Raw genomic sequence first — 23,563 nt, forward strand, 5'->3', positions numbered from 1 at the left:
CACGGCGGTCCGGCCCCTGACGGTCACTCGGGTCCGGTCTCAGTCACCGGCCTTCCGGCGGCGGCCGCGGAAGGCCAGCAGCAGTACGCCCGAGCAGATCACCAGCAGGCTGAGCGAGAGGCCGCCCAGCACGGCCAGGCCGGTCGAGGGCAGCGGGGTCGGCGGCTTCGGCGGCGTGGACGGCGACGGGCTGGGGCTCGGACTGGGCGAGGGACTGGGGGTGGGCGGCTTCGGTGCGTTCAGCCGCACCACCTCGACCGTCCGGCCGACGTCCCCTTCACCGAGCAGGTACGGACCGCTCACCGGCTGGGCCGGCAGGACGTAGCCGTCGGGTGCCCGGGTCTCGTCCAGGTAGTACGCGCCGAGCGGCAGCGCCGGGAAGGGGCAGAGCCCCTGGGCGTCGGTCGTGCACGCGACGGCGGCCGACCGGTCGGGGGAGGCGCCGTCCCGCTGGAGCCCGTCGACGCCGTTGGTTTCCTGCCAGAGCCGGAAGATCGCACCCTGGAGCGGCCGCCCGTCCTGCTCGCTCCGCTTGAGCAGGTGGAGGTCCGCCGTCTTCGGCCGGTTGACCACGGTGACGCTCGCCCCCTGGGTCAGGTTGAGTTCCGTCAGGACCAGCGGGCCGACGACCGCAGGATCGGGCAGCACGTACCCGGCCGGGGCCTGGGTCTCCTGCCAGTAGTAGGCGCCCACCGGGACGTTCGCCCGGCACACGCCGGTGGCCGGGGTGGTGCAGGGCGCGCCGACCTTGGTGTCGTCGGCCTGGAGCCCCGGGGTCCGGTTGCTCTCCTGCCAGAGCTGGAACACCGCGCCGGCCAGTGGCTTCCCGGCCGGGTCGTGCTTGAGGACGGTGACCTCGCCTTCGATGATGAGCACGTCGGTCAGCGGCTCGTTCACGGCGGTGGTGCTGACTCCCTGGGTCCGGTTGGCCATGGTGAGGTCCAGCGGTCCGAAGACGGTGACGGGGGGCAGCTGATGGCCGGGGGGCGCCTGGGTCTCCTGCCAGTAGTACGTCCCGAGCGGGACGGTGCTGGTGCAGAGCCCGGCGAGCGAGGTGACGCAGCGGGTGCCGACCTTGGTGTCCGGGGTGGCGCCGTCGGTCTGGAGACCGGCGGTGCCGTTGGACTCCCGCCAGAGCTGGAACACGGCTCCGGCCAGCGAGCTGCCGGTGGGGTTCCGCTTCAGCACGGAGACCGCGCCGGTGGCGAGTTCGTTGACGGCGGTGGTGCTGACGCCCTGGGTGTAGTTGGCGGTGGTGAGGACGAGCGGTCCGAACACGGCCGGGTCGGGGAGCAGGTACCCGGTGGGTGCCTGGGTCTCCTGCCAGTAGTAGGTGCCGAGCGGGACGGTGCCGGTGCAGATCCCGGTGGCCGGGGTGGTGCAGGCGGCGCCTGACGCGGTGTCAGGGGTCGCGCCGTCGGTCTGGAGGCCGGGGGTGTTGTTGGTCTCCCGCCAGAGCTGGAAGACCGCTCCGGCCAGCGGGTTGCCGCCGGTGTCCCGCTTGAGGACGGTGACGGCGCCGGTCGCCAACTCGTTGACGGCGGTGGTGCTGACGCCCTGGGCGTAGTTGGCCATGGTCAGGACGAGCGGTCCGAACACCGCCGGGGCGGGCAGAGCGTAGCCGTCAGGGGCCTGGGTCTCCTGCCAGTAGTAGGTGCCGACCGGGACGGTGGCGCTGCACCTGCCGTCGGCCGGCGTGGTGCAGGGGGTGCCGACCTTGGTGTCGTCGGCCTGGAGGCCGGTGGTCCCGTTGGTCTCGCGCCAGAGCTGGAACACCGCGCCCGCAAGCGGGTTGCCGCTGCCGTCCTGCTTGAGGATGCTCACCGCGCCCGTCGCCTGCGTGTTGACGGCGGTGGTGCTCACCCCCTGCGCGTAGTTCGCGGTGGTGAGGACGAGCGGTCCGAAGACGGCCGGGTCGGGGAGCAGGTAGCCGGTCGGCGCCTGGGTCTCCTGCCAGTAGTAGGTGCCGACGGTGGTGTGGTTGCTGCACAGCCCGGCCGCCGGGGTGGTGCAGGGGGTTCCGACCATGGTGTCCGGGGTGGCGCCGTCGGTCTGGAGACCGTCGGTGCCGTTGGTGTCGCGCCAGAGCTGGAACACCGCGCCGGGCAGTGCCGTCCCGTTCTGGTCCCGCTTGAGCACGCTGACACTGCCCATGGCGAGTTCGTTGACGGCGGTGACGCTGACGCTCTGGATGCGGTTGGCCATCGTCAGGACCACCGGTCCGAAGACGACCGGGTCGGGGAGCAGGTAGCCCGGCGGGGCCTGGAGCTCCTGCCAGAAGTAGGTGCCGAGCGGGACGGTGGCCGAGCAGAGGCCGGTGGCCGGGGTGGTGCAGGTGGTGCCGATCTTGGTGTCGTCGGCCTGGAGGCCCGGGGTGTTGTTGGTGTCGCGCCAGAGCTGGAAGACGGCTCCGGCCAGCGCGGTGCCGGCGGAGTCCTGCTTGAGGATGCTCACCGCACCGGTCGCCAACTCGTTGACGGCGGTGGTGCTGACGCCCTGGGTGCGGTTGGCCATGGTGAGGACGAGCGGTCCGAAGACGGCCGGGTCGGGGAGCAGGTAGCCGTCGGGGGCTTGGGTCTCCTGCCAGTAGTACGTGCCGAGCGGGACGGTGCTGGTGCAGATCCCGGTGGCGGGGGTGGTGCAGGGAGTGCCGATCTTGGTGTCGTCGGCCTGGATTCCGGCGGTGCCGTTGGTGTCCTGCCAGAGCTGGAACACCGCTCCGGCCAGCGCGGTGCCCGCAGGGTCCTGCTTGAGGATGCTGACGGCGCCGGTCGCCAACTGGTTGACGGCGGTGGTGCTGACGCCCTGGGTGCGGTTGGCCATCGTGAGGACGAGGGGTCCGAACACGGCGGGGGAGGGGAGCAGGTAGCCGGTGGGTGCCTGGGTCTCCTCCCAGTAGTAGGTGCCCAGCGGGACGGTGGAGCTGCACTTGCCGTCGGCCGGGGTGGTGCAGGTGGTGCCGACCTTGGTGTCGTCGGCTTGTAGTCCGGCCGTGCCGTTGGTCTCCCGCCAGAGCTGGAACACCGCTCCGGCCAGGGCCTTGCCCGTACCGTCCTGCTTCAGCAGGGTCACCGCGCCGGTGGCGAGTTCGTTGACGGCGGTGACGCTGACGCCCTGGGTGCGGTTCGCCATCGTCAGCACCAAGGGTCCGAAGACCGGCGTGCTGGGCAGCAGGTAGGCGTCGGGGGCTTGGGTCTCCTGCCAGTAGTACGTGCCGAGGGGCACGGTGGCCGAGCAGAGGCCGGTGGCCGGGGTGGTGCAGGGGGTGCCTGACCTGGTGTCAGGAACGGACCCGTCGATCTGGAGGCCCGGGGTGTTGTTGGTCTCGTGCCAGAGCTGGAAGACGGCTCCGGCCAGCGGGTTGCCGCCGGTGTCCTGCTTGAGGACGGTGACGGCGCCGGTGGCGAGCTCGTTGACGGCGGTGGTGCTGACGCCCTGGGTGCGGTTCGCCATCGTCAGGACCAGGGGTCCGAAGACGGCCGGGCTGGGCAGCAGGTACCCGGTGGGTGCCTGGGTCTCCTCCCAGTAGTACGTCCCCAGCGGGGCGGTGGCCGAGCAGAGGCCCGTGGCAGGGGTGGTGCAGGTCGTGCCGATCTTGGTGTCGTCGGGCTGGAGTCCGGCGGTGCCGTTGGTGTCCTGCCAGAGCTGGAAGACGGCTCCGGCCAGGGCGTTGCCGGCGGGGTCCTGCTTGAGGACGGTGACGGCACCGGTCGCCAACTCATTGACGGCGGTGGTGCTGACGCCCTGGGTGCGGTTCGCCATCGTCAGGACGAGGGGTCCGAAGACGGCCGGGGAGGGGAGTAGGTAGCCGGTGGGTGCCTGGGTCTCCTCCCAGTAGTACGTCCCCAGCGGGACGGTGCTGGTGCAGATCCCGGTGGCGGGGGTGGTGCAGGTGGTGCCGACCTTGGTGTCGTCGGCCTGGAGGCCGGCCGTGCCGTTGGTCTCCCGCCAGAGCTGGAACACCGCTCCCGCCAGGGCCTTGCCCGCGCTGTCCTGCTTGAGCACGGTGACCGCACCGGTGGCGAGTTCGTTGACGGCGGTGACGCTGACGCCTTGCGTGCGGTTGGCCATGGTGAGGACCACCGGCCCGAAGACGGCCGGGCTGGGCAGCAGGTACCCGGTGGGTGCCTGGGTCTCCTCCCAGTAGTACGTCCCCAGCGGGACGGTGGCCGAGCAGAGGCCGGTCGCCGGGGTGGTGCAGGTGGTGCCGACCTTGGTGTCGTCGGCCTGGAGGCCGGCCGTGCCGTTGGTCTCGTGCCAGAGCTGGAAGACGGCTCCGGCCAGCGCGGTGCCGGTGGCGTCCTGCTTGAGGACGGTGACGGCACCGGTCGCCAACTCATTGACGGCGGTGGTGCTGACGCCCTGGGTGCGGTTCGCCATCGTCAGGACGAGGGGTCCGAAGACGGCGGGGGAGGGGAGCAGGTACCCGGTGGGTGCCTGGGTCTCCTCCCAGTAGTACGTCCCGAGTGGCACGGTGGCCGAGCAGAGGCCGGTCGCCGGAGTGGTGCAGGTGGTGCCGACCTTGGTGTCATCCGCCTGGAGCCCGGCCGTGCCGTTGGTCTCCCGCCAGAGCTGGAAGACGGCTCCGGGGAGCGCTGCGCCGTTCTGGTCCTGCTTGAGCACGCTGACCGCGCCGGTGGCGAGTTCGTTGACGGCGGTGGTCGTGACGCCCTGTGCGTAGTTGGCGGTGGTGAGGACGAGCGGTCCGAAGACGGCGGGGCTGGGCAGGAGGTAGCCGGTCGGGGCCTGGGTCTCCTGCCAGTAGTAGGTGCCCGGCGGGACTGTCCGGCTGCAGGTGCCGTTCGCCGGGGTGGTGCACAGCGCGTCCACTGCCGTGTCCGGGGTGGCGCCGTCGGTCTGGAGGCCGGCGGTGCCGTTGGTGTCGCGCCAGAGCTGGAAGACGGCCCCGGCCAGCGCTGCGCCGTTCTGGTCCTGCTTGAGCACGCTGACGCTGCCCATCGCGAGCTCGTTGACGGCGGTGGTGGTGACGCCCTGGGTTCGGTTGGCCATGGTCAGCACGAGGGGTCCGAAGACCGCCGGACTGGGGGTCAGGTGGTCCGGGGGTGCTTGGGTCTCCTGCCAGTAGTAGGTGCCGAGCGGGACGGTGGCGGTGCACACGCCCGAGGCGGGGGTGGTGCAGGGGGTGCCGACCTTGGTGTCCGGGGTGGCACCGTCAGGCTGGAGACCGGCCGTGCCGTTGGTCTCCCGCCAGAGCTGGAACACCGCGCCCGCCAAGGGAGTTGCAGCGCTGTTCTGCTTGAGGACGGTGACCGCGCCGGTGGCGAGTTCGTTGACCGCCGTCACGCTGGTGCCCAGCAGGCTGTTGGCGGCCGTGAGGGTCAGCGGTCCGAAGACGGCCGGGGAGGGGAGCAGGTAGCCGGTGGGTGCCTGGGTCTCCTGCCAGTAGTACGTCCCCAGTGGGACGGTGACGGAGCAGAAGCCGTTCGCCGCCGTCGTGCAGGTGGCGCCGACCTTGGTGTCCGGGGTGGCACCGTCCAGTTGGAGGTCGGGGGTGCCGTTGGTCTCGCGCCAGAGCTGGAACACCGCTCCCGCCAGGGCGTTGCCCGCAGGGTCCTGCTTCAGGACCCGGACCGCGCCCGTGATCTGCTGGTTGACCGCCGTGACGCTGACGCCGAAGGTCCGGTTGGCCATCGTCAGTACGGCCGGCCCGAAGACCGCCGGACTGGGCGTCAGAAAGCCCGGGGGTGCCTGGGTCTCCTCCCAGTAGTACGTGCCGAGCGGGACGGTGGCCGTGCACACGCCCGAGGCCGGGGTGGTGCAGGTGGCACCGACCTTGGTGTCGTCGGGCTGGAGCCCGGCCGTGCCGTTGGTGTCCCGCCAGAGCTGGAACACCGCCCCTGCCAGGGCGTTGCCCGTGCTGTCCTGCTTGAGGACGGTGACCGCGCCGGTGGCGAGCTGGTTGACGGCGGTGGCGCTGACGCCCTGGGTACGGTTCGCCATCGTCAGCACGAGAGGCCCGAAGACGGGCGTGGCGGGGAGCAGGTAGCCGGTGGGTGCCTGGGTCTCCTGCCAGTAGTACGTCCCCAGCGAGACGGTGGCCGTGCAGATCCCGGTGGCCGGGGTGGTGCAGGTGGTGCCGACCTTGGTGTCCGGGGTGGTGCCGTCGGGCTGGAGCCCGGCCGTGCCGTTGGTCTCGCGCCAGAGCTGGAACACCGCGCCTGCGAGCGCACCACCCGCCTCGTCACGCTTCACCACGGTGACGGCGCCGGTTGCCAACTGGTTGACGGCGGTGGTGCTGACGCCCTGGGTGCGGTTGGCCATCGTGAGGACGAGGGGTCCGAACACGGCGGGGGAGGGGAGCAGGTAGCCGGTGGGTGCCTGGGCCTCCTCCCAGTAGTAGGTGCCCAGCGGGACGGTGGAGCTGCACTTGCCGTCGGCCGGGGTGGTGCAGGGGGTGCCGACCTTGGTGTCGTCGGCCTGGAGCCCGGCCGTGCCGTTGGTCTCCCGCCAGAGCTGGAAGACGGCACCGGGGAGCGCTGCGCCGTTCTGGTCCTGCTTGAGGACGCTCACCGCGCCGGTGCCGAGTTCGTTGACGGCGGTGGTCGTGACGCCCTGCGTGTAGTTGGCCATGGTCAGGACCAGCGGTCCGAAGACGGCCGTGGCGGGGAGCAGGTAGCCGTCGGGCGCCTGGGTCTCCTGCCAGTAGTACGTCCCCAACGGGACGGTGGCGGTGCAGATCCCGGTGGCCGGGGTGGTGCAGGGGGCGCCGACCTTGGTGTCCGGGGTGGTGCCGGTGGTCTGGAGGCCGGGGGTGCTGTTGGTCTCCCGCCAGAGCTGGAAGACCGCGCCGGGCAGCGGTGCGGCGTTCTCCTTGGACTGCTTGAGGACCGACACCTGGCCCTCCGGCTGGACGTAGCCGAAGTCGTAGGTGTGGTTGTCCTGGCCGGGTCCGCCGGTGGTGATCGTGTGCTCGGGGTAGGTGCCGCCGGGCGGTACCTTCCCGTCGCTGTCGATGAAGTCGTTGCTGCCGGCGTCGTTCTTGGTGACGATCCACTGGAACAGCGGGCCGCCCGTCTGGTAGTCCGCCGCGTTGTCGACCTTGATGGTGTACTGCGTGCGGGGTTTCAGCCCGCCCGTGACGTTGGAGTCGTCGAAGTAGTACTCACCGCGGGCGGTGGTCCTCATGGTGCCCACCACCGTGCCGGCCGCGTTGTACAGCCGGACGGTGGCGCCCACCACGGGCTTCTCGCTCGGGTCCTGGATGCCGTTCCGGTCGACGTCGTACCAGACCCGGTTGCCGATCTGCAGGGGTGCCTCGTCGCACATCACCTCCAGGTCGGCCATCGAGCCGCCCTTGCCGAAGGTGGTGGTCAGCCGGTTCCCGTGGGTGGCGTCGCGCGGGCTCTCGGAGCCGTCGCGGTTGGCGAACGCGGTGCCGCCGCTGAAGATGGTCCCGGTCGGGTCGACCGCCGAACTGGCGATGGTGCTCTCGACCTTGGAGAGCGCGTTGCCCGCGAAGAGGCCGTTGCCGTGCTCCCAGTACGTCCGGTTGTAGTAGGCGCCGTTGCCGCGGCCGGTCTCGCCGCAGCCGCCGTTCTCGGCCATCACGAAGGTGGTGCCCGTGCCGAGGCAGGCCCGGCTCAGCGAGCCGCCCGAGGCCGGCTGGTAGAGCCCGCTGCCGACCGCGATGGTCTGCAGGTGGCCGACCTGGTCGGTGAAGCGGTCGCGGAAGCCGAGGATCAGCGAGCCGTCGGTGTCCACGATGATGTCGGCGAGGATCGGTTCGGGGTTCGCGTAGTACCCGGCGGGGCAGGCCTTGCCGTCCTGGGTGGCGGGGATCTGGTCGTTCCACGGGTACCAGGAGGCGCCCTTGCAGATCGCCGACTCGAACGAGATGTCGCGCGGGTAGTCCAGCCGCTGGTCCATCACCACGGGACCGAAGGTGCCGGCCACCGGGTCGAAGGTCCGCACGATCGCCCGCAGGTCGGACTTCAGCTGGGTCGACTCGCCGGAGCAGACGCCGCCGACGTAGAGCACGCCGTCCTGGAAGCCGAGGCCGTAGGGGCGCCAGTCACCGGTCGCCGGGCAGGCGGTGGTCGGGCCGGGGATCGGGTACACGGCCTTCGCGGCGGTCGCGGTCTTCGCGGTCGCGTCGTAGCGGTACAGCTGACGGTTCGCCAGGTTGACCACGTAGAGGTCGTTGCCGTCCTCCGAGACCTCGACGTCGCCCAGCGCCTCCTTGGCCACCACGGGGGTGAAGCCGACGTCGGTGTTGGTGGCGAAGGCGTGCGCCGTGGTCCCGGCGGAGGGCACGGTGGTGAACAGGGTGGTGACGTCGGTCGCCCGGTCGGTGAGGTAGACGGCGCCCTGCCCGGACGGGCCGTACGGGGAGCTCCGGTGGGCGTGTGCGCCGCTGAAGATCCACTTCTTCTGCTTGCTGTAGCCGATCCCGTACACCGCGCCGGTCTGCGCCTTGGTGGCCAGGTCGGTGGTCTGGTTGTCGACACCGCGCGCGTTGTACGGGAACTCCACCAGGGTCCGCAGCGTGGTCGCCTCGGCGTCGTTCCTGATGCACGCGGTGACCAGCGGGGCGTTCTTCTGGCAGTAGTCGGCCGGATTCCAGAAAGCCGTGGTGTACGAGACGTTCTTGCCGCCGGAGAGGTCGACGAACTCCTCGGTGCTGCTCAGCCGGTTCGCCGTGGCGGTGAAGGTGTCGCGGGCCGCGAACGCCGAGTACAGGATGCCGGGTTTGGGGTTGATCACCTGGACCCGGTACTTGCCGCCGGCCAGCGCGGTGGCGGCCGGGCGCAGGGTGACCGTGCCGTCGGCGGCCGTGGTGCCGGTGATGGTCGCACCGGCGTCGTCGGTCAGGGTCACCGTGACGCCGCTCATGCCCGGTTCCAGCGCGGCCCCGTTCCAGGTGCCGTCCGCGTTGACCTCGCGGACGACCTGGACGGTCACCGCCCCGTCACCCGTCGCGGCCCGGGAGGCCGGTCCGAACACCGCGACCCCGACCGAGGCGGTCATCGCCAGGGCGGTCACCGCGGCGAGCGGTCGCCACCGGAGGGGAGTCGGTCTCCGGTGGCCGGGCGGCCTCTGCGGCATGGTCCTCACATCGCTCCATTCGACTGCCCCCGGAACGATTTCTACGACTTTCATGACTGGCGTTAGTCGGATACGCCTCGGAATCGACAGGGCGTCCCGGATATTTCATCCGCTCAGCGCACCCGCGCGAATTAAGAAGATAAACGGAACGAATTCTGATGGCGCAATCTTTTCGCCCGCCCGCCCCTCGGGTACCGTTCCCGGGTGCGTACTCACATCGTCTGGGACTGGAACGGCACCCTGCTGCACGACATGGCAGCAGTGGTCGAGGCCAGCAATGCCGCCTTCGCGACCCTCGGGGTGGCGCCGATCACCGTGCAGCAGTACCGGGAGCTGTACTGCTTCCCGATACCGAAGTTCTACGAGCTGCTGCTCGGCCGGGAGCCGACCACCGACGAGTGGCTGGTGCTGGACGCCGCCTTCCAGGACCGCTACCAGGAGCTCAGTGACGCCTGCGGCCTGACCGAGGGCGCGGCCGAGCTGCTGACCGGCTGGTCGGCGGGCGGCCGCAGCCAGTCGCTGCTGTCGATGCACGAGCACCACCGGCTGGTCCCGCAGGTGCGGGCCCGGGGGATCGAGCCGCACTTCGTCCGGGTGGACGGCCGGGTCGGCGAGTCGTACGGGACCGGCAAGACCGAGTACCTGCGGCGGCACCTGGTGGCGCTCGGCACCGACCCGGCGCACACGGTGCTGATCGGGGACGCGGCCGACGACGCGGTGGCCGCGCTCAACGTCGGCGCCCGCGCGGTGCTGTACACCGGCGGGTCGCACACCCGGGAGAAGCTGGAGCCGCTGGGCGTCCCGGTGGTGGACAGCCTGGCCGAGGCGGTGGAGCTGGCCGGGCGGATCGTGGCGTGAGCCACTCCGCCCACCGCGTGTCAGCTGCGGTGATTCGGTTGACGGGTGGTCAGGCTGGGGGCTGAGCCGAGGAGAGTGAGCCCGACATGCCGATCGACGCAGTCACCCAGGTCCCCGAGCCGGTCAACGAGCCCGGGCACGACTACGCCCCGGGCAGCCCCGAGCGGGCCCGGCTGGAGCGCAGGCTGGACGAACTGGCGGCGGAGCAGATCCCGCTGCCGATGACCATCGGCGGTGAGCAGCGGTTCGGCTCCGGCGAGCGGATCGACGTGGTGCAGCCGCACCACCACAGCGCGAAGCTCGGCCTGCTGGGCAACGCGACCCGGGAGGACGCCCGGCTCGCGGTCGACGCGGCGCTCGCGGCGGCGGCCGACTGGCGCGCGCTCTCCTTCGACGACCGGGCGGCGGTCTTCCTGCGCGCCGCCGACCTGCTGGCCGGACCGTGGCGGGAGACGGTGGCGGCGGCCACCATGCTCGGCCAGTCCAAGACCGCCCAGCAGGCGGAGATCGACGCGCCGTGCGAGCTGGTCGACTTCTGGCGGTTCAACGTGCACTTCGCCCGGCAGATCCTGGCCGAGCAGCCGAGGTCCTCGCCCGGGGTGTGGAACCGGACCGACCACCGCCCGCTGGAGGGGTTCGTCTACGCGGTCACCCCGTTCAACTTCACCGCCATCGCGGGCAACCTGCCGACCGCACCGGCCCTGATGGGCAACACCGTGGTGTGGAAGCCCGCGCCCGCCCAGAGCCTGGCGGCGTACCACCTGATGCGGCTGCTGGAGGCGGCCGGACTGCCGCCCGGGGTGATCAACCTGGTCACCGGCGACGGCCAGGCGCTGTCCCAGGTCGCGCTGGCCGACCCGGCGCTGGCCGGGCTGCACTTCACCGGTTCGACCGCCGTCTTCCAGTCGCTCTGGCGCACCATCGGCACCAACATCGGCTCGTACCGGACCTACCCGAGGATCGTCGGCGAGACCGGCGGCAAGGACTTCCTGCTCGCGCACCGCTCGGCCGACCCGGACATCCTGCGCACCGCGCTGCTCCGGGGTGCCTTCGAGTACCAGGGCCAGAAGTGCTCGGCGCTGTCCCGGGCCTACCTCCCGCGCAGCCTCTGGCAGCGGATCAAGGACGACTTCCTGGCCGAGGTGGACGCCCTCACGGTCGGGGACGTCAGCGACCTGTCCAACTTCATGGGCGCGCTGATCGACGCGAAGGCGTACGCCCGGGTGACCGCCGCGATCGACCGCGCGGTGGCGGACCCGACGGTGGAGCTGGCGGCCGGCGGCCAGTACGACGACGCGATCGGATGGTTCGTCAGGCCGACCGTGCTGGTCTGCTCGGACCACCGCAACGAGATCTTCCAGCAGGAGTACTTCGGCCCGGTGCTGGCCGTGCACGTCTACGAGGACGCGCGCTGGGACGACGTGCTGAACCGGGTCGACGGCGGGGCGCCGTACGGACTGACCGGCGCGGTGATCGCCACCGACCGGTACGCGATCGTGCAGGCGATGGAGCGGCTGCGGTTCGCGGCGGGCAACTTCTCCATCAACGACAAGCCGACCGGCGCGGTGGTCGGCCAGCAGCCGTTCGGCGGCGGCCGGGCCTCGGGCACCAACGACAAGGCGGGAGCGGCGCAGAACCTGCTGCGCTGGACCTCGGCCCGGTCGATCAAGGAGAGCTTCGTACCGCCGACGGAGTACCGCTATCCGCACATGGGCTGAGCCCGGATTGGACGTCCTGTCCAGGACGGCCCGATCTTCCTCCGGGATTGTGCCTCCATGTCGCCTGACACCTTCGTTTCCTCCGGTTAGGCTGACTGGCGTCGTCGGGTTCCGGTCGCAGGCCAAACATCCCTAGTACCCGGACGAAGGTCGCTTCATGCGTGCCATGAGCGGGTTTCTTCCGGTGGATACGGGAGGATTGCGGGCAGGCGCGACGATGGACCCGAACCGTCACCGAGTCACGCAACGGCGCGCGACAGGAGCCAAAGAGCCATGCAGACCAAGCTGGACGCAGCCAAGGCAGAACTGCTGACCAAGGCAGCAGCAGCCGCTGAGAACAGCCAGGTGGGGGGAGCGGCGCCAGGAGAGGGTCTGAGCAACGGCGCTCTGGCCGCGTACCTGCACCACTACTACCTCCACACCGCCCCCGAGGACCTGGTCGACCGCGACCCGGTGGACGTCTACGGTGCGGCGGCCTCGCAGTACCGGCTGGGCCTCAAGCGGCCCCAGGGCACCGCCGAGGTCCGGGTGTACACCCCGACCGTCGAGGAGAACGGGTGGTCCTGCGGCCACACCGTGGTCGAGGTGGTCACCGACGACATGCCCTTCCTGGTCGACTCGGTCACCAACGAGCTGACCCGCCAGGACCGCGGCATCCACGTGGTGATCCACCCCCAGCTCGCAGTGCGCCGTGACATCACCGGCAAGCTGCTGGAGATCCTCGACCTGGACGCCTGCTCGCGCAGCCAGGCGGCCGGCACCGAGTGGCCCGCCGACGCCACGGTCGAGTCCTGGATGCACATCGAGATCGACCGCGAGACCGACCGCGACGACCTGCGCGCGATCGAGACCGGTCTGCGCCGGGTGCTGGGCGACGTCCGCGAGGTGGTCGAGGACTGGGGCAAGATGCGCGACTCCGCGCTGCGCCTGGCCGACGAGCTCGCCGAGGTGCCCCCGGCCCACCTGTCCGAGCAGGAGGTCGGCGAGGCCTGGGAGCTGATGCGCTGGCTGGCCGACGACAAGTTCACCTTCCTCGGCTACCGCGAGTACGACCTGGCCGAGCACCAGGGCGAGGAGGTGCTGCGGGCCGTCCCCGGCACCGGCCTGGGCATCCTGCGCTCCGACCCGCTCAGCCACGACACCGACCACCACCCGGTCTCCGAGGCCTTCGGCCGGATGACCGCCCCGGTCCGGGCGAAGGCGCACGAGAAGAAGCTGCTGGTCCTCACCAAGGCCAACAGCAAGTCCACCGTGCACCGCCCCGCGTACCTGGACTACGTCGGCGTGAAGAAGTTCGACGCCCAGGGCAACGTGGTCGGCGAGCGCCGCTTCCTCGGCCTGTTCTCCTCCGCCGCGTACACCGAGTCGGTCGTCCGGATCCCGGTGGTGCGCCGCAAGGTGCAGGAGGTGCTGGCCGGTTCGGGCTTCTCCGGCGAGAGCCACGACGGCCGCGACCTGCTCCAGATCCTGGAGACCTTCCCCCGGGACGAGATCTTCCAGACCCCGGCCGAGCAGCTGCTCTCCATCGCCACCAGCGTGCTCTACCTCCAGGAGCGCCGCCGGCTGCGGCTGTTCCTCCGCCAGGACGAGTACGGGCGCTACTTCTCCGCGCTGATCTACCTGCCGCGCGACCGCTACACCACCCGGATCAGGCTCCGCCTGATGGAGCTGCTCAAGCAGGAGCTCAACGGCGACAACATCGAGTACAGCGTCTGGTCCACCGAGTCGGTGCTGACCCGCCTGCACTTCGTGGTCCGGGTCGCCAAGGGCAGCGAGTTGCCCAGCCTGAGCGACGCCGAGGTCGAGCGGATCGAGGCCAAGCTGGCCGACGCCGCCCGGTTCTGGATGGACGGCTTCAACGACCAGCTGCACATCGAGCTGGGCGAGGAGCGCGCCGCCGAGCTCGGCCGCCGCTACGGCAACGCCTTCCCGGACGGCTACCGCGCCGACTTCCCGCCGCGCACCGCCGTCGCCGACCTCAAGCAGATCGAGTCGCTGAGCGGCGAGGGCGACTTCCGCCTGAACCTGTACCAGCCGGTCGGCGCGGGCGACGACGAGCGCCGCTTCAAGATCTACCGGGTCGGCGGCCCGATCTCGCTCACCGAGGTCCTGCCGGTGCTCCAGCGCCTGGGTGTCGAGGTGCTCGACGAGCGCCCGTACGCGCTCACCCGGGACGACGGCTCCAAGGCCTGGGTCTACGACTTCGGCCTCAAGCTGCGCGAGGCGACCACCCTCACCGAGGAGGCCCGCGAGCGCTTCCAGGACACCTTCGCGGCCACCTGGACCGGCAAGGCGGAGAACGACGGCTTCAACGAGCTGATCCTCACCGCCGGGCTGACCTGGCGTCAGGCCGTGGTGCTGCGCGCCTACGCCAAGTACCTCCGGCAGGCCGGGAGCACCTTCTCCCAGGACTACATGGAGGACGCGCTCCGCAACAACATCCACTCCACCCGGCTGCTGGTCAACCTCTTCGAGGCCCGGCTCAGCCCCGGCCACCAGCTCGGCTCGGCCGAGCTGACCGAGGGCATCCTGGAGGAGCTGGGCGGCGCCCTGGACGAGGTCGTCTCGCTGGACGAGGACCGCATCCTGCGCTCCTTCCTGCACCTGATCCGGGCCACCCTGCGGACCAACTTCTTCCAGCACGCCGAGGACGGCGACTGGCACTCCTACGTGTCGATGAAGTTCGACCCGAAGGCCATCCCGGACCTGCCCGCGCCCCGCCCGGCCTTCGAGATCTGGGTCTACTCGCCCCGGGTCGAGGGCGTGCACCTGCGCTTCGGCAAGGTCGCCCGCGGCGGTCTGCGCTGGTCCGACCGGCGTGAGGACTTCCGGACCGAGATCCTCGGCCTGGTCAAGGCCCAGATGGTCAAGAACACCGTGATCGTGCCGGTCGGCGCCAAGGGCGGCTTCGTCGCCAAGCAGCTGCCGGACCCGTCGGTGGACCGGGACGCCTGGTTCGCCGAGGGCATCGCCTCGTACAAGACCTTCATCTCGGCGCTGCTCGACATCACCGACAACCTGAAGGCCGGCGACGTCGTCCACCCGGTCGACGTGGTCCGGCACGACGAGGACGACACCTACCTGGTGGTCGCCGCCGACAAGGGCACCGCGACCTTCTCCGACATCGCCAACGGCGTGGCGGAGTCCTACGGCTTCTGGCTGGGCGACGCGTTCGCCTCCGGCGGCTCGGCCGGGTACGACCACAAGGGCATGGGCATCACGGCGCGCGGCGCCTGGGAGTCCGTCAAGCGCAACTTCCGCGAGCTGGGCGTCGACACCCAGACCGAGGACTTCACCGTGGTCGGCATCGGCGACATGTCCGGTGACGTGTTCGGCAACGGGATGCTGCTCAGCGAGCACATCCGGCTGGTGGCCGCCTTCGACCACCGGCACATCTTCCTCGACCCGAACCCGGACGCGGCGGTCTCCTACGCCGAGCGCCGCCGGCTCTTCGACGTGCCGCGCAGCTCCTGGGACGACTACGACAAGTCGCTGATCTCGGCCGGCGGCGGGGTCTTCCCCCGCAGCGCCAAGTCGATCCAGCTCTCCGCCCAGGTGCGCGAGCGGCTCGGCCTGACCGAGGCCAAGCTGACCCCGGCCGAGCTGATGAAGGCGATCCTGCAGTCCCCGGTGGACCTGTTCTGGAACGGCGGCATCGGCACCTACATCAAGGCCACCGGCGAGACCAACGCCGAGGTCGGCGACAAGGCCAACGACGCGATCCGGGTCAACGGCGGCCAGGTCCGCGCCCGGGTGGTCGGCGAGGGCGGCAACCTCGGCTGCACCCAGCTCGGCCGGATCGAGTACGCGGCGACCGGCGGCCCCGAGGGCACCGGCGGCTGGATCAACACCGACGCCATCGACAACTCGGCCGGCGTGGACACCTCGGACCACGAGGTCAACATCAAGATCCTGCTCAACCAGGTGGTCGCCGACGGCGACATGACGGTCAAGCAGCGCAACAAGCTGCTCGCCGAGATGACCGACGAGGTCGGCCACCTGGTGCTGCGCAACAACTACGCGCAGAACGTGGTGCTGGCCAACGCGGTCGCCCAGGCGGTCTCGATGGTCGACGTACACGCCCGGGTGATCAACCGGCTGGAGGCCGACGGCCAGCTCGACCGCGGCATCGAGTTCCTCCCGACGGACCGGCAGATCCGCGAGCGCCAGCAGTCCGGGCGCGGGTTCTCGCAGCCCGAGCTGTCGGTGCTGCTCGCCTACACCAAGATCACCCTGGCCGACGAGCTGCTCGCCACCGAGCTGCCGGACGACCCGTACTTCCGCAGCGCGCTGCACGAGTACTTCCCGTCCGCACTCCGGGTGAAGTTCGCCGAGGCGATCGACAACCACCCGCTGCGCCGCGAGATCATCACCACCCTGATCGTCAACGACACGATCAACCGCGGCGGTTGCACCTTCGCGTTCCGGCTCCGCGAGGAGACCGGCGCCACCATGGAGGAGATCGCCCGCACCCACGCGGCGGCGCGCGCGGTCTTCGGCCTGGAGCAGATCTGGGGCGAGATCGAGGCCCTCGACACCGTCGTCCCGGCCGGGGTGCAGACCAAGATGCGGCTGCACAGCCGCCGCCTGGTCGAGCGCGCCACCCGGTGGATGCTCAACAACCGGCGCCAGCCGCTGGACATCGCCGAGAACATCGCGTTCTTCCGCGCCCGGGTCAACCAGGTCTGGGACAGCCTGCCCAAGCCGCTCCGCGGCGAGGACCTGGCCTGGTACGAGTCGATCCAGCAGGAGCTCACCGGCGCGGGCGTCCCCGACGAGCTGGCCGGCCGGATCGCCGGGCTCTCCTCGGCCTTCCCGACCCTCGACATCGTCGGGGTCACGGACCGCTCCGGGGCCGAGGTGACCGAGGTCGCCGAGCTGTACTACGACCTCGCCGACCGGCTCCAGATCACCCACCTGCTGGACCGGATCATCGAGCTGCCGCGCACCGACCGCTGGTCCTCGATGGCTCGCGCGGCGATCCGCGAGGACCTCTTCGCGGCCCACGCGGCGCTCACCGCCGACATCCTCTCCTGCGGGCCCGAGGGCGCCTCGCCGGAGGAGCGGTACGCGGCCTGGGCGGAGCTCAACTCCACCCTGCTGAGCCGGGCCAAGACCACGCTCGACGACATAAGGGGTTCGGACAAGTACGAGCTGTCCAGCCTGTCGGTCGCGATGCGGGTGATCCGGACGCTGCTGCGCGCCGCGCGCTGACGGACTGACAGCAGGCAGGTGAGGGCGGGACCATGGCGGTCCCGCCCTCGCCTTTTGCGCGGGTGGAACCCGGGGGCGCGAGCGGACAGGTAGGGGCGTGGAACTGTCACTGCGGTCCCGGCTGCGCGCCGGCGACCAGAGCGCGTTCGGGGAGCTCTTCGATGACCATGCACAGGCTGTGTACGGATACGCGGTACGGACCCTGGGCGACTGGGCCGCCGCCGAGGACGCCGTCTCGCTGACCTTCCTGGAGGCCTGGCGGCTGCGGGCCACGCTGCACGAGGACGGTGACTCGGTCCGGCCCTGGCTGTTCGGGATCGCCACCAACGTACTGCGCAACACCGCCAGGGCCGGGCGGCGGCACCGGGCCGCGCTGGCCCGGCTGCCGGCCCGGGACGTCGTCCCCGACTTCGCCGACGAGCTGGTCGGGCGGCTCGACGACAGCGCCCGGCTGGCCGCCGCCCGGCGGGCGCTGGAGCGGCTGCGGCGGCGGGACCGGGAGGTGTTCCAGCTCTGCGTGCTGGCCGGGCTCGACTACGCCTCGGCCGCGGCGGCGCTGGACGTACCGGTCGGGACGGTGCGGTCGCGGCTCTCCCGGGCCCGGGCCAGGCTGCGCGAACTGGCGCTGGCGGAACTGGTGGAACCCGGCGGCGGCACCGGACAGGTAGTCAGTGACCGCGTCGAAGCGGTCCGGTCGAACCAGGGGAAGAACTGATGAACCGTGAGCACGAACCGGTGCTCCCCGCCGACCGCCACCAGCTGTTGAGGGGACATCTGATGAGCGAGATCAGCCGGGAGAACACCGTCGCGGAGAACACCGCCGCGAGGAAGCGTCCGGTCCGCCGGTACGGATGGGTGGCACTGCCCGCGCTGGCCGGGGGGCTGGCGCTGACCGTCCTGCTGAACACCGGCGGGGGCGCCGCCCCGGCGGCGGCCGTGACGGTGGGTCAGGTACTGGACCGGGCCGCCGCGGCGGCCGCGGCGCGGAGCCTGCCGCAGCCGGACGGCAAGTACGTCTACGTCGACTCGCTGGTCGCCTTCGGGTCGGAGAACCTCGCCACCGGGGAGACCACGCCGGGCACCCTGCACCGGCGGGAGGCCTGGCAGGCGGTGGACGGCACGAAGCCGGGCCTGGTCAAGGAGGAGGGCTGGCAGGCCCCGACGAAGACCAAGCCGGGCGACCCGTACCCGGCGAACCCGGACGGCAGCCGGCCGACCGAGCCGAACACCACGCCCTCGGTGCACAGCCCGACCTACCAGTTCCTGGAGGGGCTGCCGACCGACCCCGAGGTGCTGCTCGGGCGGCTCTACGACGCACCGTCGGGCGACAAGCAGCTCCCGGTCGACCAGCGGGCGTTCGAGACGGTCGGGGACCTGCTGACCGACCAGCTCGCGCCGCCGGCGGTCACCGCCGCGCTGTACCGGGCGGCGGCGCGGATCCCCGGGGTCGAGCTGCTGGACGACTCCGTCGACGCCTCCGGGCGGCACGGCTGGGGCGTGGCCCGGACGGCCGACGGCGTCCGGACGGAGCTGGTCTTCGACCGGGGCAGCTACGAGTTCCTGGGCGAGCGGTCGGTCGAGGTCGGCTCGGGCGCGGTGGTCGGGCAGAGCGCCATGCTGACCAAGGCCCTCGTCGACCGGGTGGGGGAGCGCTAACCGTACGACCAGGGGCTCGGGGAACGGCGAGGATGTCTGGCGTGCGGGTCAAAGGCGAAAGTGCCTGACCACTTACGCACGTGTGACCTTTACTGGGGTCGGCGCCGCCGTTCCCCGGGCCCCTGTCTTCCGAAGCGTGTGCCTAGGCCTGGGCTGCCCGTTGCAGGGCGCTGGCGAGGAGGGCGAGGTCGGTGGGGCCGTTTCCCAGCTCGCGGACGGGGCGGCGGGTGGGCGGGGTGCCGAGCTGGGCGGGGTCGATGGCGACGACGGTGGGGCGGAGGGTGGCGGTGCGGGGGATGCGGCCGCTGACCCGGGCGGACTGGAAGGCCGTCACTCCGCCGTCGGGCCGCCGGAGGTAGGCGCGGCCCGGGGTGTCCTCGGGCAGCGCGGCGGCGTCGGCGAGGTGGATCAGCTGGTCCGAGTCGGCGGAGTCGGCCGTCCGCAGGGCGATTCGCAGGTGGGCGATCTCGTCCAGCTCGGTGCCGGCGGTCTGTTCGGGGGAGCCGGTGGCGGCCACCAGGTGGACGCCGAGCCGGCCGCCGCGCTCGGCGACGGCGGCCAGGGCGCGGCCGAGCGGCCGGCCGGCCGGGGAGGTGGGGGCGAGCAGGGCGTCGTAGTCGTCGACCACCACGACCAGCCGGGCCGGGACGGCGGTGAGCACGTCGGGGGCCTTGCGGGGTGCGGCGACCCGGGCGGCGGGTGCGGGCGGGGCGCCGCCGCCGGCCGTCACCAGGGACGGGACGGGGGTGCCGAGGGCGCGGGCGGTGTGCCAGCCGGTGAAGTCCAGCTCGCCGAAGAGCGCCTCGCGGTGCGCCAGTTCGTCCAGCAGGGACTCGGCGGCGAGCATCGCGCGGCGGGGGTCGGCCCCGGCGTCGACGTGCTCGGTGACCTGGGGGAGCTCGGTGCAGCCGCGCAGACTCGACGGGTCGTCAGGGGCGGAGCCGCGGCCCTCGACGACGGTGATCCGGAGCCGCTCGGGTTGCTCGGAGACGGCGAGCGAGGCGATCAGGGTGCGCAGCAGCTCGGTCTTGCCGGTGCCCCGGGCGCCGCCGATCAGGACGTGCGGCCCGTTCGGCTCGTCGGGGTCGGCGAGGTCGATCAGGCAGGACTCGTCCCGGGTGGTGCCGAGCAGTGCGGTGGCGGTGCCGGGGCCGGTGGGCAGGGCGGCCCAGCGGGCGGAGAGCTTGGCGGGGGTGACGGTGTCGAGGCGGAGCAGGTCGAGCAGCCGGAGCTGGTCGGGCAGCGGGCCGCGGGCGACCGGGGCGGCCTCGGTGAGCGGGGCGAGGGCCCGGGCGAGCCGCTCGGCCCAGGCGGGGGAGACCGCGTCGAGGGCGATCTCCTCGACCTGCTCGCGGCCGCCGCCGCCGAGCGGGCGGTCGAGGGTGAGCTGGGTGGCGACCTCGCCGGTGACCACGGCGGTGGCGCCGAGCCCGGCGGGCAGGTCGGTGGCGTCCTCGGCCAGGCAGATCGGGAAGACGCCGAGGGCGGGGCCCTGTTCGAGTAGGACGGCGAGGGCGCTGCGGGCCTCGGGGGTGGTGGGGGTGCCGTCGAGCAGGACCACGGTGGCGGGCGGGCCGGACAGGCCGTCGCTCGGCCCGTCGGCCAGCTCGGTGAGCCGGGCCTCGGTCTGCTCGGGGCCGAACCCGACCAGCAGGCGGCAGGCCTGACCGTGCGTCGGCCGGAGCTGCGGCAGCCAGAACGACCAGGCCCAGTCGGCCGCCTGCTCCGGCTCGGCGCCGACCACCACCAGGCTGAGCGCGCTCGGCGGGTGCAGTACGGCGAGCTGGGCCAGCACCGCGCGGGCCAGCGAGGCGAGCCGGGGGCGCGGCCCGGCCAGGCCGAGGCTGCCCGCGGTCTGCAGGTCGACCGTGACCGGGACGGCGGGCAGCACCGTGCCGGGGGCGGTGCCGGGGCCGCCGGGCCGGTCGGCGGTGCCGAGCCGGAGGGTGAGCGAGTCGGGGTGGGCGGGGCCGCGCTCCCAGAGCCTGGGGCCGGGGCCGAGGGCGGTCAGCAGGACGGTGGCCAGGTCGGGCCAGCGCTCGCGCTGGGCGGCGGCCTGCCGGGCCCGGACGGCGGCGTGCTGCCTGGACGCGCTCGCGCCGGTGGGCTCGGTCCGGCCGCGCCGGCGGGAGAGCAGGGCGCGGGCCAGGCCGCCGGGGGCCGGCGTCTCGGGGGCCGGCGGCTCGGGCGGTACGGCCTGGGCCTGCCGGGGCGAGGGGGTGACGGTGAGCCTGAGGTGGCCGGAGCCGTCCGGGGCCGTCCGGGCGGGCAACCCTGAGATTTCCCCGATTTCGGTCCGGACCACCTGGAGGGTGGACTCGCCGATCCGGACCAGGCCGCCGTCGGACAGCTCGACCGCCTCGTCGCGCAGGAACCGGCCGTCCAGCACGGTGCCGTTGGTCGAGTTGAGGTCACGGACCGTCACCCGCCCGTCGGTGCCCAGGTGGAGCGAGAGGTGCAGCCGGGAGACGTCCGGGTCGTCGAGCGGGACGTCGGCGGCGCTGGAGCGGCCGACGTGGATCCGGTCGCCGTGCAGGCGGTGCACGCCGCCCGCGTCGGGGCCGCCGGTGACCCGCAGTTCGGCGGGGGCGGGCGGGCCGTCCTCGCCCGCCTCCGGGTCGGGCTCGTTGAGCGAGAGCACCGCGCCGTCCAGCAGCGGGGGGTGGCCGAGCAGGGTCTGCTCGTCGATCCGCCGGGTACCGGCGTACAGGTGCACATGGGTCGCGGAGCGTGGGCCGCGCACGCCCACGGCGCCTGCGAGCGCCCCCGCGACTGCGCCGAGCGCCGTACCGACCGGGGCCGTGACCAGGACGTCGGTGGCCGTTCCGGCGGCTGCCGGGCCGCTGCGCGGTCGGAGGACAGTGAGCCGGATCTGCATCGCCCCCGCACTCCCCTTCAGTGATGCCGTTGGGCCACAAGAGTGGTGCCTGTCATCCTGCCACCCCGGACCGACACCGCGCGCCCGGCACCGGATTTGACGATCTTGCGATGATCGCCATGGTGGAGCCGACGAACCGTCAGGTCAACCTCGTCTCCTCCTCAGGTCGTACGCATGCCCGGGAGACGCGGTCGGGATGCCTCGGAAACCTGCACGGGCACCGTTAGAGTTGCCGAAAACACGGCGGCGCGAGGAGTCGTAGGTGCGGCCAGTCGGCAGCAAGTATCTGCTTGAGGAGGCCCTCGGGCGCGGGGCCACCGGAACCGTCTGGCGCGCCCGGGTGCGCGAGGACGTCGTGGTGCCCGGGATCGAGCCCGGCCGCCCGGTGGCGATCAAGATACTGCGCGAGGAGCTGGCCGCCGACCCGGACGTGGTGATGCGCTTCCTGCGCGAGCGCTCCGTCCTGCTCCGGCTCTCCCACCCGAACATCGTCCGGGTCCGCGACCTGGTGGTCGAGGGCGAGCTGCTGGCCCTGGTGATGGACCTGGTCGACGGCCCCGACCTGTTCCGCTACCTGCGCGGCAACGGCCCGTTCAGCCCGATCGCGGGTGCCCTGCTGATGGCCCAGATCGCCGACGCGCTGGCGGTCAGCCACGCGGACGGGATCGTCCACCGCGACCTCAAGCCCGCCAACGTGCTGCTCGCCAGCAACACCGTGGACGGCGCCGAGCAGATGCACCCGATGCTCACCGACTTCGGCATCGCCCGGCTGGCCGACTCCCCGGGCATCACCCGCACCCACGAGTTCGTCGGCACCCCGGCGTACGTCGCCCCCGAGTCCGCCGACGGCCGCCCGCAGACCTCCGCCGTGGACGTCTACGGCGCCGGGATCATGCTGTACGAGCTGGTCACCGGGCGGGCCCCGTTCCAGGGCGACAGCCCGATCGCGATCCTCCAGGCACACCTCCGGCAGGACCCGGAGCGCCCGCGCACCATGCCCGAGCCGCTCTGGACGGTGGTCGAGCGCTGCCTGCGCAAGGACCCGGCCGAGCGGCCCGGAGCGGTGGCGCTGGCCCAGGCCCTGCGGGTGGTCGCGGCCGGCGTCGGCGTGCACGCCTCGCCGGACCAGGCCGAGGCCGCCTTCGCGGTCGGCGACCTGCTCCGCCCCGACCCCCGGCCGACCCCCGCGTACGCCGCGCCGACCGAGCCGGGCGTGCCGGTGTCGGCCCAGTTCGCCGACGCGGCCTTCGGCGGTGCCGACCCGACCCAGGTGCTGCCCTCGGGGCAGTACGACGCGGTCGCCGCCACCCAGTTGATGACCCCTCAGGGTGCCGCGGACCGGACCTCCGTACTGCCTCCGGTGCCGCCGGCCGCCCCGCCGGCGCCGCCCGCGGCCGAGCAGCCGCACCCCTGGCAGACCCAGCTCCGGGCCGCCCGGGACCGCAACCAGCAGACCCAGTACTTCGACCCGGCCGAGTTCGGCGAGCCGCAGGTCGCCCCGCAGCCGTACCAGGCCGGGCAGCCCCCGCGCCCGCCGCAGGGCTACCAGCAGGCACCCCCGCCGCAGCCGTACCAGCCGTACCGCCCGCAGCAGGGCCGGCCCCAGCCGGGGCAGCCCCAGCCCGGGCAGCAGCACCCCGGGCAGCAGCGCCCGCAGCCGCCCGGCGGCTACAACCAGCGCCCGCCGGTGGCCCCGCCGCCGTACCAGGCCAGGCAGCAGCCCCCGGAGTACCAGCAGGGGTACCAGCAGCAGGGCTACGGGCAGGCGCCCCCGCCGCAGCCGTACCAGCAGGCCCAGGCGCCCGCGCCGACCCCGGCGCGGCGCCCCGAGCCCGCGCCCCCGCGCCGGCAGGAGCCCCCGGCCCCGCAGCAGCGCGAGCCGGAGCCGCCGAGGGAGCCCCGCCGCCGCAGCCGGAACCGGATGTACATCCCGGGCCTGGGCTGCCTCAAGGGCTGCCTGATGATCATCGTGGTGCTGGCCGTGGGCGCCGTCGCGCTCTGGAACTTCACCGACCTCCCGATCTGGTGGCAGAACGTCCAGGACTGGTTCGGCCAGGCCAGCGACTGGGTCGGCAACCTGACGGGCGGTCAGTAGCCCGGGCGCCCAGGCCGCCGACGGGAAAGACTCTTTGTCGATAATTCAGAATTTTTCCTGCGTGCAGTGGCGCTCCGG

General features: G+C 72.3%; 8 protein-coding genes. 6 read left to right on the forward strand and 2 right to left on the reverse strand.

Translation table 11 applies throughout. From position 1 onward, the window contains the following. Nucleotides 1-39: 39 nt before the first annotated feature. Entirely contained in the window at nt 40-9,003 is an 8,964-nt protein-coding gene (locus ABT118_RS31235; RefSeq protein ID WP_350677078.1) for a SpaA isopeptide-forming pilin-related protein, read from the reverse strand. Between the two features lie 267 nt (nt 9,004-9,270). On the opposite strand from ABT118_RS31235, the gene ABT118_RS31240 reads away from it, so the two are divergent. The 5 genes from ABT118_RS31240 (at nt 9,271) to ABT118_RS31260 (ending at nt 18,512) form a co-directional block, all read left to right on the forward strand. Next, nucleotides 9,271-9,924 (forward strand): HAD family hydrolase, encoded by a 654-nt coding sequence (locus ABT118_RS31240; protein WP_502884744.1) that lies wholly within the window; start codon nt 9,271-9,273, stop codon nt 9,922-9,924. Between the two features lie 92 nt (nt 9,925-10,016). Further along, nucleotides 10,017-11,642 (forward strand): L-glutamate gamma-semialdehyde dehydrogenase, encoded by a 1,626-nt coding sequence (pruA, locus tag ABT118_RS31245; protein WP_350677180.1) that lies wholly within the window; start codon nt 10,017-10,019, stop codon nt 11,640-11,642. 273 nt (nt 11,643-11,915) lie between these two features. Continuing rightward, on the forward strand, nt 11,916-16,856 hold the full coding sequence (locus tag ABT118_RS31250) for an NAD-glutamate dehydrogenase (RefSeq protein WP_350677082.1): 4,941 nt from the start codon (nt 11,916-11,918) through the stop codon (nt 16,854-16,856). 97 nt (nt 16,857-16,953) lie between these two features. Continuing rightward, nucleotides 16,954-17,571 carry an RNA polymerase sigma factor gene (locus ABT118_RS31255; protein ID WP_350677088.1) on the forward strand — a complete coding sequence of 206 codons (618 nt, stop codon included), beginning with the start codon at nt 16,954-16,956 and terminating at the stop codon, nt 17,569-17,571. Further along, the gene (locus tag ABT118_RS31260; RefSeq protein ID WP_350677092.1) at nt 17,571-18,512 is read left to right on the forward strand and encodes a CU044_5270 family protein; all 942 of its coding nucleotides are present in this window, start codon (nt 17,571-17,573) and stop codon (nt 18,510-18,512) included. Before ABT118_RS31255 ends, ABT118_RS31260 begins: the two co-directional genes overlap by 1 nt. A 142-nt stretch (nt 18,513-18,654) precedes the next feature. Here ABT118_RS31260 and ABT118_RS31265 read toward each other — a convergent pair whose 3' ends face one another. Then, on the reverse strand, nt 18,655-21,390 hold the full coding sequence (locus tag ABT118_RS31265) for an FHA domain-containing protein (protein ID WP_350677097.1): 2,736 nt from the start codon (nt 21,388-21,390) through the stop codon (nt 18,655-18,657). A gap of 262 nt (nt 21,391-21,652) precedes the next feature. On the opposite strand from ABT118_RS31265, the gene ABT118_RS31270 reads away from it, so the two are divergent. After that, nucleotides 21,653-23,485: a serine/threonine-protein kinase gene (locus ABT118_RS31270; protein WP_350677103.1), complete on the forward strand. Its 1,833-nt coding sequence runs from the start codon at nt 21,653-21,655 to the stop codon at nt 23,483-23,485. Nucleotides 23,486-23,563: the final 78 nt, after the last annotated feature.

This window comes from Kitasatospora sp. NPDC002040, from assembly GCF_040296785.1.
In the GTDB taxonomy this organism is placed as follows: domain Bacteria; phylum Actinomycetota; class Actinomycetes; order Streptomycetales; family Streptomycetaceae; genus Kitasatospora.